Source organism: Pantoea sp. MQR6, assembly GCF_022761075.1.
In the GTDB taxonomy this organism is placed as follows: domain Bacteria; phylum Pseudomonadota; class Gammaproteobacteria; order Enterobacterales; family Enterobacteriaceae; genus Pantoea; species Pantoea phytostimulans.
Map to the genome: position 1 here is coordinate 124,929 of NZ_JAKYXB010000007.1, position 13,857 is coordinate 138,785.

Sequence of the window (13,857 nt, forward strand, 5' to 3'; positions counted from 1 at the left end):
ACAGACAACAATAGAGAGGAGGTTCGCTATTGTGCTCTGCGAGCGGTTTACCGTACCGATTTGCGTCAGCGGCAACGCAAACCATCACGATTTTATCTGGCGACAGTGTGAACAGGGTGTGGTGGGACAATAGCAACAGTCGCATTGCTTTCCCGTCTGACATTGATATTGGGCGCGCGGGCATGACTGCGTCGCCACGTGAGTGAGCTCTTACCGTTTCTCTGATAAATCAGTTTGTTAATCCGGCTTAGGCTACACTTCTCTCAGCCAATTTTATTTCAGGAGAGGGAATGAGCGAGCTACAGCAGGAAAAAATTGGGCAAAATATTCTGATTAAACTGGCGATGCTGGTCATCGTTCTGGCGGGTATCCGCGCAGCTTCCGATATTCTGGTTCCGCTGTTACTCGCGGCCTTCTTCGCTATTGTGCTTAATCCGTTGGTGACGATGTTGATGCGCCGCGGGTTACGTCGTGGAGTGGCGATCACCTTGGTTATTACGGTGATTATGTTGGTGATGTTGCTGCTCATCGCGGTAATAGCCAGTTCGGTGAGTGAATTTTCGGATATCTATCCGCAATTACGCGCCACCCTGGAACAGAAAATGACGGTTGTGCAGCATTTAGCAGCGCAGTTTCACCTTAATATCTCCACCGAGTCTCTGGTACAACGCTTCGATCCCAGCATGATGATGAATCTGGCCACCAGTGCGCTAACCCGTTTTTCCGGTGCCATGACCAATATTGTGCTGCTGGTTCTGACGGTGGTTTTCATGCTGTTTGAAGTTCACCATCTGCCTTACAAAATGCGTAACGCACTGGTCAATCCCAAAATACGCATCGCGGGATTGCACAAAGCATTGAAAGGCGTCACGCATTATCTGGCATTAAAAACGCTGGTTAGCTTAGTTACCGGCGTTGCCGTCTGGCTCAGCTTAGTGTTGCTGGGCGTGAAGTTCGCGCTGCTGTGGGGCGTGGTGGCGTTTATTCTCAACTTCATTCCTAACATCGGTCCAATCCTTGCGGGTATTCCACCGTTTATTCAGGCGCTGCTGCTGAATAGCCTCTTTGATGCCGTGATGGTGGCGGCGCTGTTCTCTGCCATTCACATGGTGTTCGGCAATATGCTGGAACCGCGCCTGATGGGGCGTGGACTGGGTTTATCAACGCTGGTGGTCTTTTTGTCGTTGATTTTTTGGGGCTGGTTGCTGGGGCCGGTCGGTATGCTGCTGTCGGTGCCGCTGACCAGCATTACGAAAATATTGATGGAGACCACGCCGGGCGGTAGCCGTCTGGCGATCATGCTGGGTACCGGACGTCCCAAACGCGCGAAAGGATTAACCAAGTAAACGCTGCTGCACGTGTTGTAGATGCTTTTCCATCGACGCACGTGCAGCGGTTTCATCACCCGCGACAATCGCCTCGGCAATGTGCTGATGATCCTCATTCATTTCTTGGGCAAATGCGTTATCTGCGTAGTGCCGCTCCAACCGTTTAAAATGCGGACTTTGACGCTTGTTCCAGAGATATTCCATCATGTCGCGCAGCAGATCGTTGCCGCTCATTTCGCTGATTAACAGATGAAATTGTTTATCTTGTTCCAGAAACGCGGCGTCATTTTCATTAAACTGCTGCAATTCTGCTGTCAACGCCAGCAAGGCGGCGCGCTGTTGTGCAGTGCCATGACGCGCTGCAAAGGCAGCTAACATCCCTTCAAAAGCTTCACGCGCCTGAAGCAGGTCGTGCAGACTGAAGCTTTCTGTTTCTCTGATGTCATTTTTTACGCCGCCCTGCGGCAGCGCTTGCGCCACATAAATGCCATTTCCGGTACGAATATCCACCCAGCCCGTCATTTCCAAAACAATTAAGGCTTCGCGTACCGATGAGCGACTCACACCAAGTTGCTTCGCCAGCTCACGTTCCGCAGGCAATAATCCGCCCGGCACAAATTCGCCCTTTTTAATGCTGTCCATAATCGCGTTAGCGATTTGACGATATAAACGTTCTGCTTTCAGTACAGGTAGCGCCATCTCTTTCTCCTTTGCGTGCGCAGAAGACCGACGTGTCGCAGCGCTCACATTTTTTCATGCTGCGATCCCGATCACGGCCTTTTATAACGCACTATCTTACTCTTGGTCCAGCGGCCTGACCACTGGGCCAAATCACAAAGGGAGTGAAAATGGAACACACTTGGCGTTGGTATGGCCCGAACGATCCGGTTTCTCTGGATGATGCACGTCAGGCGGGTGCAACAGGCATTGTGACCGCGCTGCATCACATTGCGAATGGCGAAGTCTGGCCGGTGGAAGAGATCAAAGCGCGTCAGGCGTTACTGGCGGAAAAAGGCTTGATCTGGTCGGTGGTCGAAAGCATTCCGGTGCACGAATCCATTAAAACCCAGCGCGGCGATTATGCGCGTTACATCGCTAACTATCAGCAATCGATCCGCAACCTGGCGACCTGTGGCATTGATACGGTGTGCTACAACTTCATGCCGGTACTCGACTGGACGCGAACCGATCTGGCGTGGGAATTGCCCGATGGCGCAAAAGCCCTGCGCTTTGATGCGGATGCTTTTGCCGCCTTTGAACTGTTTCTGCTGCAACGTCCCGGTGCCGAAAAAGATTACAGTGCTGAAGAGCAGCAAGCTGCTGCTAACCGCTTCGCCGCCATGAGCGAAGAGGAAAAAACAACGCTGGTACGTAATATTATTGCCGGTTTGCCAGGCGCCGAAGAGGGCTATACGCTGGAACAGTTCCAGGCGCAGCTGGCGCAATATGACGGTATCGATAAAGCCAAACTGCGTGAACACATGGCGACTTTCCTGCGTGCCATCGTGCCGGTGGCGGAAGAAGTGGGTATTAAACTGGCGGTGCATCCTGATGATCCCCCGCGCCCTATTCTCGGTTTGCCGCGCATTATTTCGACGCAGGAGGATATGCAATGGCTCAAAGAAACTGTCGACAGCCTGCATAACGGCTTCTGCTTCTGCACCGGTTCATATGGCGTGCGGGCAGACAATGCGCTGGTCGAGATGGCGGAAACGTACGCTGACCGCATCAACTTTATCCATCTGCGCGCCACCAAGCGCGAAGAAAATCCCAACAGTTTCCATGAGGCGGCGCACCTGGCCGGTGACGTCGATATGGTCGGCGTGATCAAAGCGATTCTGACAGAAGAACAACGTCGCCGCCGGGCGGGGAACCAACGCGCGATTCCGATGCGTCCCGATCATGGCCACCAAATGTTAGACGATCTGCACAAGCGTACCAATCCCGGCTATTCAGCCATTGGCCGTCTGAAAGGATTAGCGGAATTGCGAGGCGTTGAAGTGGCGCTGCGCCAAACGTTTTTTCAGGATTAAAGGCCATAAGAAAGCCCCGAACAGGTTGCGCTTTTCGGGGCTTTCTTTCAGCGATTAAGGGGCTGCGTTAAATACGGTTCTATCCGTAATCGCCTGCACGTTCACGGCGTTTGGCAAAATCTTCAATTCGCTGAAGAGATTCGAGACTTCCTGCACTTTGGCAATATCGTCCGGTGTCACAGGGCGAATACCGTGGGAAATACGGGCGGTAATTTTCTGCGCATCCTGTGGTTTCAGGCGCGTTAGCTGTGCATAAACGTTGTTATACGCTTCTGGATGGCTGATCGCCCATTTACGGGCTTTTTCGAGTCGCTGGGTGAAATCAGCAATCGCCGCACGCTTACCCGGATCGTCGAGCGATGCTTGCGTAGCAGTCACAAATGACAACGCTGTGGTAAGCCCTTTTCCATCACGCAACACGCGTCCACCCTGTTGTTCCGCAATACCTAAATAGGGATCAAAGGTTGCCCAAACGCCGATTTGACCGGAGTTAAAGGCTGCACTGGCATCGGTAGGCAACACAAAACGTACCGGCACGCTGTCGCGTTTTACCCCCGCTTCATCCAACGCCTGATACAGCAAATACTGCGAGATACTCCCGCGTGCCGATGAGACCACCACTTCTTTACCCGTTAAATCTTTTACGCTGTGGATCGGCGAGTCGGCGGGAACCACCAAGCCATTTGAGCCGCCATCACCAACATTGGTGGCAATTATTTTCAGCGGCACGCCGCCGGAGGCGGCCATCAATACTGGCAGGTCGCCCGCGTAAGAGGTATCAACCGCGCCCGCCCGCTGTGCTTCAAACAAAGGTGCAGCACCCTGAAAATTCGCCCAGCGGTAGTGATAAGGCGCATCTTTCATTACGTCTGCCGCTTCCACCAGCGAGCGCAGATTGCGAGCTTGATCGCCCAACACCAGCGTCACCTTACTCAAATCCTCTGCTGCCTGCGCACTGAGATTCACACTGACTAACAGGGCGACGAGCGCCACTCTGATGATTTTCATCTTTATCCCTTACAGCGCGTTACGGTTGAGCTGGCGGATGTAGGCATCCCAATGCAGTAGATATTTTTTATTGGTAATGCTGTTTTCAAACGTCTGCGCGGCTTTCTCTGCCACCGCATCCGGCAGAATCAGTAATTCAGCGCCGCCAGACTGCGCCGCAAGCTGCGCCTGGCACGCTCGCTCAAGGTAATAAAGGTTGTAGAAAGCTTCTTCGATGCTGCCACCGCTGGTCAGCAAGCCATGATTGCGCAGGATCAGCGCATTGAGAGAACCGAGGTCGGCGACGATGCGCTGCTGTTCATCCAGATCGAGGGCGATACCTTCGTAATCGTGGTAACCCACGCGCTGGTGAAACCGGGTACTGTGCTGAGAAATCATCAGCAAACCCTGTTTTTGTGCCGATACGCCAATTCCTGCGGCGGTGTGGGTATGCATTACCGCATGTGCATCTGGGCGCGCACGATGAATAGCACTGTGAATAACAAATCCCGCTGGGTTAATTCCCAGCCCTGTTGGGTCGTCAATAATATTGCCGTCAATATCAATCTTCACCAACGTTTCAGGTCGAATTTCATCAAACGTTTGCCCATAAGCATTGATAAGAAAGTGGGGTTGATCGCCCGGCACACGCAGCGAAAAATGGGTGTAGATGTGATCGGTCCAACGGAGTTTTGCGGCTAATACGTAGGCTTGTGAGAGCTTAACGCGAGCCTGCCATTCGGCATCGCTTACGCGCTGTTGTAAGGAAGTTGAGGTCAGAATTGCCGTGCTCATGTCCGCTCCTTGTTGCTGAATATGTGCTTGCGGTCATCGTGACACAGCCTTTTCACGTCAGGGAAATGCCAAAAACGGCAAAACATTGTCAATATTTGCAATGAACGGTCGATAATTGACCTTAATCAGTTTTGATCTTAATCAAAACGCTACCCTGCATCGCCCGAGGACATGCTATGCTGCGCTGACTCATTAGCACCTCCTCAATACGGATCACTTTTAGAGGATTTTGCGGTGCCGCCACTGAAACGAAAACGTGATTACGCCAGGCTCATCATTCTCCTCGCCGGCGCATTGCCATTGATTCTTGGCACTATTTTTACCGTTATCGATGCTCACCATACGGTTCACCAGCAACAGGTGAGCGCCGCAAAAACGCTTTTGTCTCAGGCCGAAAAAATGAGCGACAGCGGCTGGGATATGATCACTTCTCTGCGTAAATACCATTACCAACCTTGCAACCAAATCGAAGATAAATTACAGCTTGCAGGCACGCTAAATGCCTATTTCAGGGCCATTGGGAAGTTACAGGATGACAGAGTGGCCTGCTCATCCGCGTATGGCTTAAACCCGGGTTCGCTCAAAGAGATGATCAGGCGCGATCCGCCGGTAACAGGCCGCGCCTGGTGGAGTTTGTCGATTGCCGGCACCGCAGGCGTGCCCAATCGCCCTGCGGTGATCTTTGTGCGCCAATTGCCAGACGGTGAAGGTTTTTGGGCGGTGATTGATGGTCAATACCTGATGGACTTCATGGAGGCCATTGGTGAATCGCGCGGTTATCAGCTCTCAATGCGCTTCAACGACGGCGCGCCTATTTCTGTCGGTAAAGTTGAGACGGTGAAAAATCGTTTTTTTGATGCTCAAACCTATCAGACGACCTCATTGCGCTACCCGATTAGCGTCAATATCGTGGCACCAGGCGCTGAATTAGCCCGTGCCTGGCGTCAGGTTCTGTTTGTCTTTCTGCCGATGGCTGCCATTTTTTCAATTCTGTTGATGATCCTTACCGCTAACTGGCTGCAACGGCGGATCTCATGGCGCGATGAAATACGCCGCGCCATTAATGGCCGCCAGTTTACCGTGCATTATCAACCGGTTTACAACGACCAACTGCAGCGCTGCTCCGGTGCCGAAGCATTAATGCGCTGGACGTTGCCTAACGGCACCGTGATCCGTCCCGACATTTTTATCAGCGCGGCTGAAGCCGAAGGCATGATTGTGCCGCTAACACGCCACTTAATGGAGTTGATCGCTGAGGATGTGCAGGATTGGGAAGTTGAGCCGGGTTTTCATTTAGCCATTAACGTGGCCGCTGAACATTTACAGCATCCTGAATTCGTCAGCGATATGCTGCAATTTGTCGAAAAAGTGAAGCATCAACAATTTGTTATTACGCTGGAATTAACGGAGCGCAGTCTGATTAAAGATGGCGACGCCGTGGCGCGTAAACTTGATGCGTTGCGTGAAGTCGGCATTAAGGTCGCGATTGATGATTTTGGCACCGGTCATTGCTCGCTGAGCTATTTAATGACCTTCTCGCTCGATTATTTAAAAATTGATCGGGGTTTTATTAACGCTATTGAATCGCTGGGCGGTGAAACACCGGTACTGGACGCTATTATCAATCTCAGCTTTAAATTGCGTTTACAGGTTTTGGGTGAAGGCGTGGAAACGCCGTTACAGCTTCTTTATTTGCAACAACGCGGCGTGGTGTTTATTCAGGGCTACTATTACGCTCAGCCCATGAGTAATAGCGCGCTGAAAATCTGGCTCAAAGAAAAAGGCCCCTTGCCCATTCACGTTGAGGATCATGATGCGTCTGAATTGCACCCTTCTTGATGATTATCAGAATATCGCCTTATCACTGGCGGACTGGGAATCGCTGCAACCCGTTGTCACCTCGCGTAGCCTGCAACAACATATTGATGAACCCGACCAGCTGGTTGAGCAACTTGCCAACAGCGATATTTTAGTGGTGATGCGCGAACGCACAGCCATTGATGCGGCGCTAATAGCGCGTTTACCTGCGTTAAAACTGATTGTGACCTCTGGCATGCGCAATGCCGCGATCGATCTGGCTGCTTGCCGTGAGCGTGGCATTGAAGTGTGCGGCACCAGCAGCAGCAGCGCGCCGCCAATGGAGCTGACATGGGGACTTTTACTCGCACTGGCACGGCGCATTACCGACGAGAATCAGGCGCTGCGCACCAACGGCCCTTGGCAGCAATCTCTGGGTATGACGCTGCAAGGTAAAACGCTGGGATTAGTGGGTTTAGGCAAAATAGGCAGCGCGATGGCAAAAGTCGCGCAGGCGTTTGATATGAAGGTCTGTGCGTGGAGCCAGAATCTGACGGCTGAACGCGCAGCAGAATGTGGCGTAACCCAAATGCCCACGTTAAAGGCGCTGCTGGCAAACAGCGATGTCGTCTCACTTCATCTGGTGCTTAGCGATCGCACGCGTAACCTACTGGACGCCAGCACGTTGGCGCACATGAAACCGGGCGCGCTGCTGGTTAATACTTCGCGTGCTGGGCTGGTTGATCAATCCGCGATGGTTGCTGCTCTCAAATCGGGGCAGCTTGCGGGAGCTGCACTGGATGTATTTGAAACTGAGCCGCTTCCTGCCGATCATCCTTTGCGCAATTTGCCTAACGTCGTGGCTACGCCGCATCTGGGTTACGTCGCCGACAGCAATTATCAGGCTTACTTTGCTCAGGCGGTAGAAAATATCGCGGCGTGGCTGGATAACAAGCCGCTGCGTTCTCTACTTAAATAGTGGCGCGCGGCGCTTCATGGCGACGCGTAACGCCACTTCAACGGAATCTTCATTCCCTGCCTGCAGCGGCGCGGCGGATTGCGCCTGAAGGCGCTGATTAATCCGCTCCAGCGTCGGCATTAATTGCCCCACCAAGCGCTGATATTCATCCAGTTGAGCGCTATTTTTGCCGGTACGGGTAGAAATGTGTAGCGCTTCGCCTAATTGCTGCAATTGTCGGATGCACTCCTTGCCCTGCCTGGTCAGCCAATCGTTTGCGCGCCGAAGCAAATCATCAGGATTTTGTGCTAGCTGTTGCAGTGCTTGTTCAGCGCGATCGTCACACTGAATCCACAACTGCGGAATCACCTTAGTAGCAGGCTTTCGTCGAGAGAGGGGCCGATAATTGATTAATTTTCTTTCTATGGTGTCAAATTGAGACAGCCAGGAGTTCTTGAAGGGCTGAAGCGATATCCGTGTCATTTATCCTCCTTACGTCATGACGCGCAGAGTATTACCGAATGTTTCAAATCTGGCAAGTTTCAATAAGCAGTCAAAATATACATTACTTTAACTTAAGATTAACCTTATTAAGCGCATTACTGGCGCTTTTCAGCACTGCGGAAAAATCCATCAATCGTCATCAGACACCGCCATTTTTAACCCACTAGCCTGCTGCTTGTTACCCGGCCAAAACGGTCATTATCAGGTCAAACATGACAAATATCACACTAAAACGGTATACTGTGTCGCTTGAAGCGATAATTTCGACAGGAATTAGTGCTTTTACCGCCAGGGGAAAAGGCACTTTTCCGGCTATGCTTAAATTTCCTCAACGCAGCGGTCTGAATGCATTTGCTCGGTTCGCGCCGTTGAGGACTTTCATGTTCCATTACAGGGTAATTCTATGAAATTGCGTAGGAAGCGTGTAAAACCAATTGGGCTTGATGATGTCACCATCATTGATGATGCCCGTTTACGTAAAGCCATCACCGCGGCATCTTTGGGCAACGCGATGGAGTGGTTTGATTTTGGTGTATACGGCTTTGTAGCCTATGCGCTGGGCAAGGTGTTCTTTCCAGATGCTTCTCCCAGTGTGCAGATGATTGCTGCGCTGGGTACTTTCTCTGTTCCTTTCTTAATTCGTCCTTTGGGCGGCTTGTTCTTCGGTAGACTGGGCGATAAATATGGTCGCCAAAAGATTCTCTCTATTACCATTATCATCATGTCGATCAGTACGTTCTGTATCGGCCTGATACCGTCTTACGCCTCAATCGGCATTTGGGCACCTATTCTGTTGCTGTTGGCAAAAATGGCACAGGGCTTCTCGGTGGGCGGTGAATATACCGGTGCATCGATCTTCGTTGCCGAATATTCGCCGGACCGCAAACGCGGCTTCATGGGCAGCTGGCTCGACTTCGGCTCCATCGCGGGCTTTGTGTTGGGTGCAGGCTTAGTGGTGCTGATCTCCGCCATTATTGGCGAAGAGAGCTTCCTTGAATGGGGCTGGCGCTTACCGTTCTTTGTGGCGTTACCGCTGGGCATCATTGGTCTCTATTTGCGTCATGCGCTGGAAGAGACGCCGGCGTTTCAGCAGCACGTTGAAAAACTGGAACAAGGCGATCGCGAAGGCCTGCGTGACGGTCCAAAAGTCTCTTTCAAAGAGATTGCCACTAAACACTGGCGCAGCCTGCTGGCATGCGTAGGGCTGGTGATTGCAACTAACGTAACCTACTACATGTTGCTCACCTACATGCCAAGTTACCTGTCGCATAACCTGCATTACTCCGAAGATCATGGCGTATTGATCATCATCGCCATCATGATTGGTATGCTGTTCGTTCAGCCCGTCATGGGAATGTTGAGCGACCGCTTCGGTCGTCGTCCCTTTATCATCATTGGCAGTATCGCGTTACTGATCTTCGCGATTCCGGCGTTCATGTTGATTAATAGCGGCGTATTAGGATTGATTTTTGCGGGTCTGCTATTGCTTGCTGTGATTCTGAATGCTTTTACCGGCGTGATGGCATCGTCGCTGCCCGCCATGTTTCCAACACACATCCGTTACAGTGCGTTAGCCAGCGCCTTCAACATTTCGGTACTGATTGCGGGTCTGACGCCTACCTTTGCTGCCTGGCTGGTTGAAACCACCAACAATCTTTATATGCCGGCTTACTACCTGATGGTCATCGCCGTGATTGGTTTAATTACCGGTATCTACATGAAAGAGACCGCGAACAAACCACTGAAAGGCGCTACGCCTGCGGCGTCTGACCTTAATGAAGCGCGTGAAATTCTTCAGGAACATCACGATAATATCGAGCAGAAAATCGAAGATATCGATGAAGAAATTACGCGCCTCGAAGCGAAGCGTAAAAACCTGGTGCAGCAGCACCCAGACATCAACGAGTAATCTTTTCTCTCCCGCCGCCCGGCGGGAGATTTTTTTCTGTCTCTGCTCTCCGCCGCACACAAACCTTCATCCCTTGCCGCCAAAGGGAGTAAACTATCGCCACTTTTTTATACTGGTAAGCAATGAATATGTCTGATTTCTCCCTTATTCAGCGCCCTAGAAGGCTGCGCTCTAGCGCGTCAATGCGCGCAATGTTTCAGGAATCCTCTCTTAGCGTGAACGATCTGGCGTTGCCAATCTTCGTTGAGGAAGGTGTTGATGATTACAAAGCGATTCAGGCAATGCCTGGCGTGGTTCGCATTCCAGAAAAACGTCTCGCTTATGAAATCGAACGTATTGCGAAAGCGGGCATCCGCTCAGTCATGACATTTGGTATTTCTCACCACCTTGATGCCACAGGCAGCGACGCGTGGAATGAGAATGGTTTGGTGGCGCGTATGTCGCGTATCTGTAAAGACACCGTGCCGGAAATGATTGTTATGTCTGACACCTGTTTTTGTGAATACACCAGCCACGGTCATTGCGGCGTGCTGTGCGATCACGGCGTCGATAACGACCAAACGCTGATCAACCTGGGCAAGCAGGCGGTGGTTGCCGCAGCAGCCGGTGCTGACTTTATCGCGCCTTCAGCGGCGATGGATGGCCAGGTGCAGGCGATACGTCAGGCACTGGATGCAGCTGGATTCACCCAAACAGCTATCATGTCTTACTCAACCAAGTTTGCTTCATCGTTCTACGGCCCGTTCCGTGAAGCTGCGGGCACGGCTCTGAAAGGCGATCGCAAGACTTATCAGATGAATCCGATGAACCGCCGCGAAGCGATTCGTGAGTCGCTGTTGGATGCCGCAGAAGGCGCAGATTCACTGATGGTGAAACCGGCTGGCGCTTACCTCGATATCCTGCGTGATATCCGCGAGCGCACAGAGCTGCCGCTGGCTGCGTACCAGGTCAGTGGTGAATACGCGATGATCAAATTCGCTGCGCAGGCTGGTGCTATTGATGAACGTAATGTGGTACTGGAAAGCCTCGGTGCGATTAAGCGAGCCGGTGCAGACCTGATTTTCAGCTATTTTGCCCTTGATCTCGCAGAACAAAAAGTGCTCTGATCCCCTCTCTCAAAGACAGCGTACTGCATCGCTTCAGTCGCTGTCTTTTTCTTCGCCGCAAGGCAAACACCAGAACCTGGCTTCAGCTAAAAAAATAAAAGGTCTCTGTGATGAAAGCACCTAAGTTTGCTGCCGACGAGGCACAACGTTTATCGCAACTGCGTGCGTTAAATATCATGAATACACCAGCGGAAGAGCGTTTTGATCGTTTAACCCGCCTGGCTCGCCGCCTGTTTAACGTTCCTATCGCGTTAGTCAGCCTGCTGGAAGCCGATTATCAATGGTTTAAATCTTCTCAGGGATTTGACCAAACCCGTTCCCCGCGCACCACCTCATTTTGTGGCCATGCCATTCTCCGGGACGACGTTCTGGTTGTCGAAAACGCATTAGAAGATCAGCGTTTTCACGATAATCCTCTGGTCACTGGCGATCCCCACATCCGCTTTTATGCGGGATGTCCGTTGCGGGCACCGGGCGGCGCAAAACTAGGCACCCTGTGCATTATCGGTCGGGAGCCGCGTCAATTTACTGAAGATGATGAGGTGACCTTGCGCGATCTGGCCGCCATGGCTGAAGCGGAGCTGGCAGCATTTCAGACCGCAACCTGCGATGAGCTGACACAAATTACCAATCGTCGTGGTTTTATGACGCTGGGCCAGCTGGTGTTGAATGAGTGCATTATCAAGCAAAAGCCTGCTTGTCTGACTTTTCTCGATCTCGACAAGTTTAAGCAGATCAATGACACGTTAGGACACCGTGAAGGCGATCGCGCCCTCATGGATTTTGCCGATGCGATGAAAGTGGTTTTCAATCACTCTGATCTTTTCGCCCGCCTGGGCGGAGATGAGTTTGTGGTGCTATTTAATGGCCTGAAGCAACCGCAGGCAGAAGCATTGTTGCAACAGTTCTCACGCTATTTGCAGCAGCAATTTAGCCACCTTAACCGCCGATATAACCTGCAATTTTCAGCTGGCGTGGTGGAATTTGATGCAGCCCAGCCGCAGACGCTGGAACAACTGCTGCATAACAGTGATGAACAGATGTACCTGAATAAAAAGAGCAAGCAAGCGCTGATATCCGCTATTCAGGCGCCGTAGCGCCTGAACGGGTTTACCTGGCCAGATCGTCTATCAACGTCTGGTTAAACTTAGCTGGCTCTTCCATTTGCGGCGCATGTCCCATACCAGGAAGCTCAATCAATCGCGCCCCTGGAATCAGCTTCGCAACCTCTTTGCCCAACACCTTATAGTTGCCCAGCGTCGCTTTCACCGCCGGTGAGGCGATATCGCTGCCGATAGCAGTGGTGTCTGAGGTACCGATGATTAACGTAGTCGGCACGTTAATCTCTTTAAATTCGTAATACACTGGCTGGGTAAAAATCATGTCGTAAATCAGTGCTGAGTTCCAGGCGACCTTTTTATGTCCTGGCCCGCTGTTCAGCCCAGCCAGCATATCAACCCATTTGTCATATTCTGGTTTCCAGCGTCCCACATAATAGGTTTGCTGCTCATATTTTTTAATGCCTTCCGCGCTTAATTTTAACTCACGCTCATACCATTGATCGACGGTGCGATAGGGTGCGCCTTTGGCTTTCCAGTCTTCTAAGCCAATTGGATTCACTAACACCAATTTTTCCGTTTGATTGGGATACATCAGCGCATAACGTGTTGCCAGCATGCCGCCGGTTGAATGCCCAATAATTACCGCTTTTTGAACGCCCAGTTTAGTCAACAGTTGATGGGTATTTTCAGCCAACTGTTGAAAGGTGTACTGGTAATTAGCGGGTTTGGTCGAGCTACAAAAACCAATTTGATCGGGGGCAATCACGCGATACCCTTTTTCACTCAGATCACGGATTGTCTCTTCCCAGGTGGCCCCGCAAAAATTCTTCCCGTGCATTAGCACTACAGTTTTCCCGTTGGCATTTTGCTGCGGCTTTACATCCATATAGCCCATGCTAAGCGATTGCTGTTGTGATGAAAAATTGAAGTGCTGCAACGTATAGGGGTAGGTAAAGCCTTCAAGCTGCTCGCCATAAACATTGGCGGCAAGGGCAGGTGCGGCGCTGAGTAAGGTCAGCGAGGTGAGCAAAGCGGCAAGCGGTTTCTTCAACACGTATGTCGGGCCCATCCGAATTTCTCCATGCGATAAAAAGAGCACTAAGCCTGGCACGACCCACCTGAAAATGTATTGATACGCCGTGCTATGTGGTTAATTCAGATTCAACCGTCATTTAACCCGGCGATGCCCTTGAATAGATAAATTATTTTGGAATAAGCAAATTAATTCCATCATCTAATTCCTCTATTCCTTCAGAATCTATAACATCCAAACAACAAAAGCCCTTAAAAAATCACCATTTCAAAGACCGGTCTTATATCTAAAAAATAAAAATTCATTTCCTGATAAATCTTTACTAAAGCAGCGTGTAGAGAAAGAT

Annotated in this window: 12 protein-coding genes; 7 read left to right on the forward strand and 5 right to left on the reverse strand. The window is 51.2% G+C overall.

What is annotated here, in order from left to right; translation table 11 throughout:
* Positions 1–290 precede the first annotated feature (290 nt).
* Positions 291–1,346: an AI-2E family transporter gene (locus MUG06_RS20730; RefSeq protein WP_243079889.1), complete on the forward strand. Its 1,056-nt coding sequence runs from the start codon at positions 291–293 to the stop codon at positions 1,344–1,346.
* Here the strand turns inward: MUG06_RS20730 and MUG06_RS20735 are convergent.
* Positions 1,335–2,027, reverse strand: coding sequence for a FadR/GntR family transcriptional regulator (locus tag MUG06_RS20735; protein ID WP_215845339.1), 693 nt, complete (start codon positions 2,025–2,027; stop codon positions 1,335–1,337). The two genes, MUG06_RS20730 and MUG06_RS20735, sit on opposite strands and share 12 nt — an antisense overlap.
* Before the next feature lie 149 nt (positions 2,028–2,176).
* Between MUG06_RS20735 and uxuA the strand changes: the two genes are divergently transcribed.
* Positions 2,177–3,361 (forward strand): mannonate dehydratase, encoded by a 1,185-nt coding sequence (uxuA, locus tag MUG06_RS20740; RefSeq protein WP_243079890.1) that lies wholly within the window; start codon positions 2,177–2,179, stop codon positions 3,359–3,361.
* 54 nt (positions 3,362–3,415) lie between these two features.
* Here uxuA and MUG06_RS20745 read toward each other — a convergent pair whose 3' ends face one another.
* Positions 3,416–4,369, reverse strand: a complete 954-nt coding sequence (locus MUG06_RS20745; RefSeq protein ID WP_215845337.1) for an ABC transporter substrate-binding protein — start codon at positions 4,367–4,369, stop codon at positions 3,416–3,418.
* 9 nt (positions 4,370–4,378) lie between these two features.
* Complete coding sequence (locus tag MUG06_RS20750) at positions 4,379–5,143, reverse strand: class II aldolase/adducin family protein (protein WP_243079891.1); 765 nt, start codon at positions 5,141–5,143, stop codon at positions 4,379–4,381.
* 234 nt (positions 5,144–5,377) lie between these two features.
* Between MUG06_RS20750 and MUG06_RS20755 the strand changes: the two genes are divergently transcribed.
* Together MUG06_RS20755 and MUG06_RS20760 are read left to right on the forward strand one after the other, a co-directional pair.
* Positions 5,378–6,982 carry an EAL domain-containing protein gene (locus MUG06_RS20755; RefSeq protein ID WP_243079892.1) on the forward strand — a complete coding sequence of 535 codons (1,605 nt, stop codon included), beginning with the start codon at positions 5,378–5,380 and terminating at the stop codon, positions 6,980–6,982.
* Positions 6,957–7,919, forward strand: a complete 963-nt coding sequence (locus MUG06_RS20760; RefSeq protein WP_243079956.1) for a D-2-hydroxyacid dehydrogenase family protein — start codon at positions 6,957–6,959, stop codon at positions 7,917–7,919. The genes MUG06_RS20755 and MUG06_RS20760 overlap by 26 nt, the downstream gene beginning before the upstream one ends.
* Here MUG06_RS20760 and MUG06_RS20765 read toward each other — a convergent pair.
* Positions 7,908–8,381 (reverse strand): hypothetical protein, encoded by a 474-nt coding sequence (locus tag MUG06_RS20765; protein WP_243079893.1) that lies wholly within the window; start codon positions 8,379–8,381, stop codon positions 7,908–7,910. The genes MUG06_RS20760 and MUG06_RS20765 overlap by 12 nt on opposite strands.
* 424 nt (positions 8,382–8,805) lie before the next feature.
* Here MUG06_RS20765 and proP point away from each other — a divergent pair, with 424 nt between their 5' ends.
* The 3 genes from proP to MUG06_RS20780 all read left to right on the forward strand — a co-directional run bounded on the left by proP (position 8,806) and on the right by MUG06_RS20780 (position 12,514).
* Positions 8,806–10,311, forward strand: coding sequence for a glycine betaine/L-proline transporter ProP (proP, locus tag MUG06_RS20770; RefSeq protein ID WP_215845333.1), 1,506 nt, complete (start codon positions 8,806–8,808; stop codon positions 10,309–10,311).
* Between the two features lie 128 nt (positions 10,312–10,439).
* Positions 10,440–11,417, forward strand: a complete 978-nt coding sequence (hemB, locus tag MUG06_RS20775; RefSeq protein WP_215845332.1) for a porphobilinogen synthase — start codon at positions 10,440–10,442, stop codon at positions 11,415–11,417.
* Between the two features lie 110 nt (positions 11,418–11,527).
* A complete protein-coding gene (locus MUG06_RS20780; protein WP_215845331.1) occupies positions 11,528–12,514 on the forward strand; it encodes a sensor domain-containing diguanylate cyclase in 987 nt (328 codons plus the stop codon).
* 13 nt (positions 12,515–12,527) lie between these two features.
* On the opposite strand, the gene MUG06_RS20785 is transcribed toward MUG06_RS20780, so the two are convergent.
* On the reverse strand, positions 12,528–13,547 hold the full coding sequence (locus MUG06_RS20785) for an alpha/beta hydrolase (RefSeq protein ID WP_243079894.1): 1,020 nt from the start codon (positions 13,545–13,547) through the stop codon (positions 12,528–12,530).
* Between the last annotated feature and the right edge of the window lie 310 nt (positions 13,548–13,857).

Bases quoted from the DNA above. Each gene is read 5' to 3' on its own strand.
- MUG06_RS20730 (WP_243079889.1), top strand. From the start codon at position 291: ATGAGCGAGCTACAGCAGGAAAAAATTGGGCAAAATATTCTGATTAAA.
- MUG06_RS20735 (WP_215845339.1), bottom strand. From the start codon at position 2,027: ATGGCGCTACCTGTACTGAAAGCAGAACGTTTATATCGTCAAATCGCT.
- uxuA (WP_243079890.1), top strand. From the start codon at position 2,177: ATGGAACACACTTGGCGTTGGTATGGCCCGAACGATCCGGTTTCTCTG.
- MUG06_RS20745 (WP_215845337.1), bottom strand. From the start codon at position 4,369: ATGAAAATCATCAGAGTGGCGCTCGTCGCCCTGTTAGTCAGTGTGAAT.
- MUG06_RS20750 (WP_243079891.1), bottom strand. From the start codon at position 5,143: ATGAGCACGGCAATTCTGACCTCAACTTCCTTACAACAGCGCGTAAGC.
- MUG06_RS20760 (WP_243079956.1), top strand. From the start codon at position 6,957: ATGCGTCTGAATTGCACCCTTCTTGATGATTATCAGAATATCGCCTTA.
- MUG06_RS20765 (WP_243079893.1), bottom strand. From the start codon at position 8,381: ATGACACGGATATCGCTTCAGCCCTTCAAGAACTCCTGGCTGTCTCAA.
- proP (WP_215845333.1), top strand. From the start codon at position 8,806: ATGAAATTGCGTAGGAAGCGTGTAAAACCAATTGGGCTTGATGATGTC.
- hemB (WP_215845332.1), top strand. From the start codon at position 10,440: ATGTCTGATTTCTCCCTTATTCAGCGCCCTAGAAGGCTGCGCTCTAGC.
- MUG06_RS20780 (WP_215845331.1), top strand. From the start codon at position 11,528: ATGAAAGCACCTAAGTTTGCTGCCGACGAGGCACAACGTTTATCGCAA.
- MUG06_RS20785 (WP_243079894.1), bottom strand. From the start codon at position 13,547: ATGGGCCCGACATACGTGTTGAAGAAACCGCTTGCCGCTTTGCTCACC.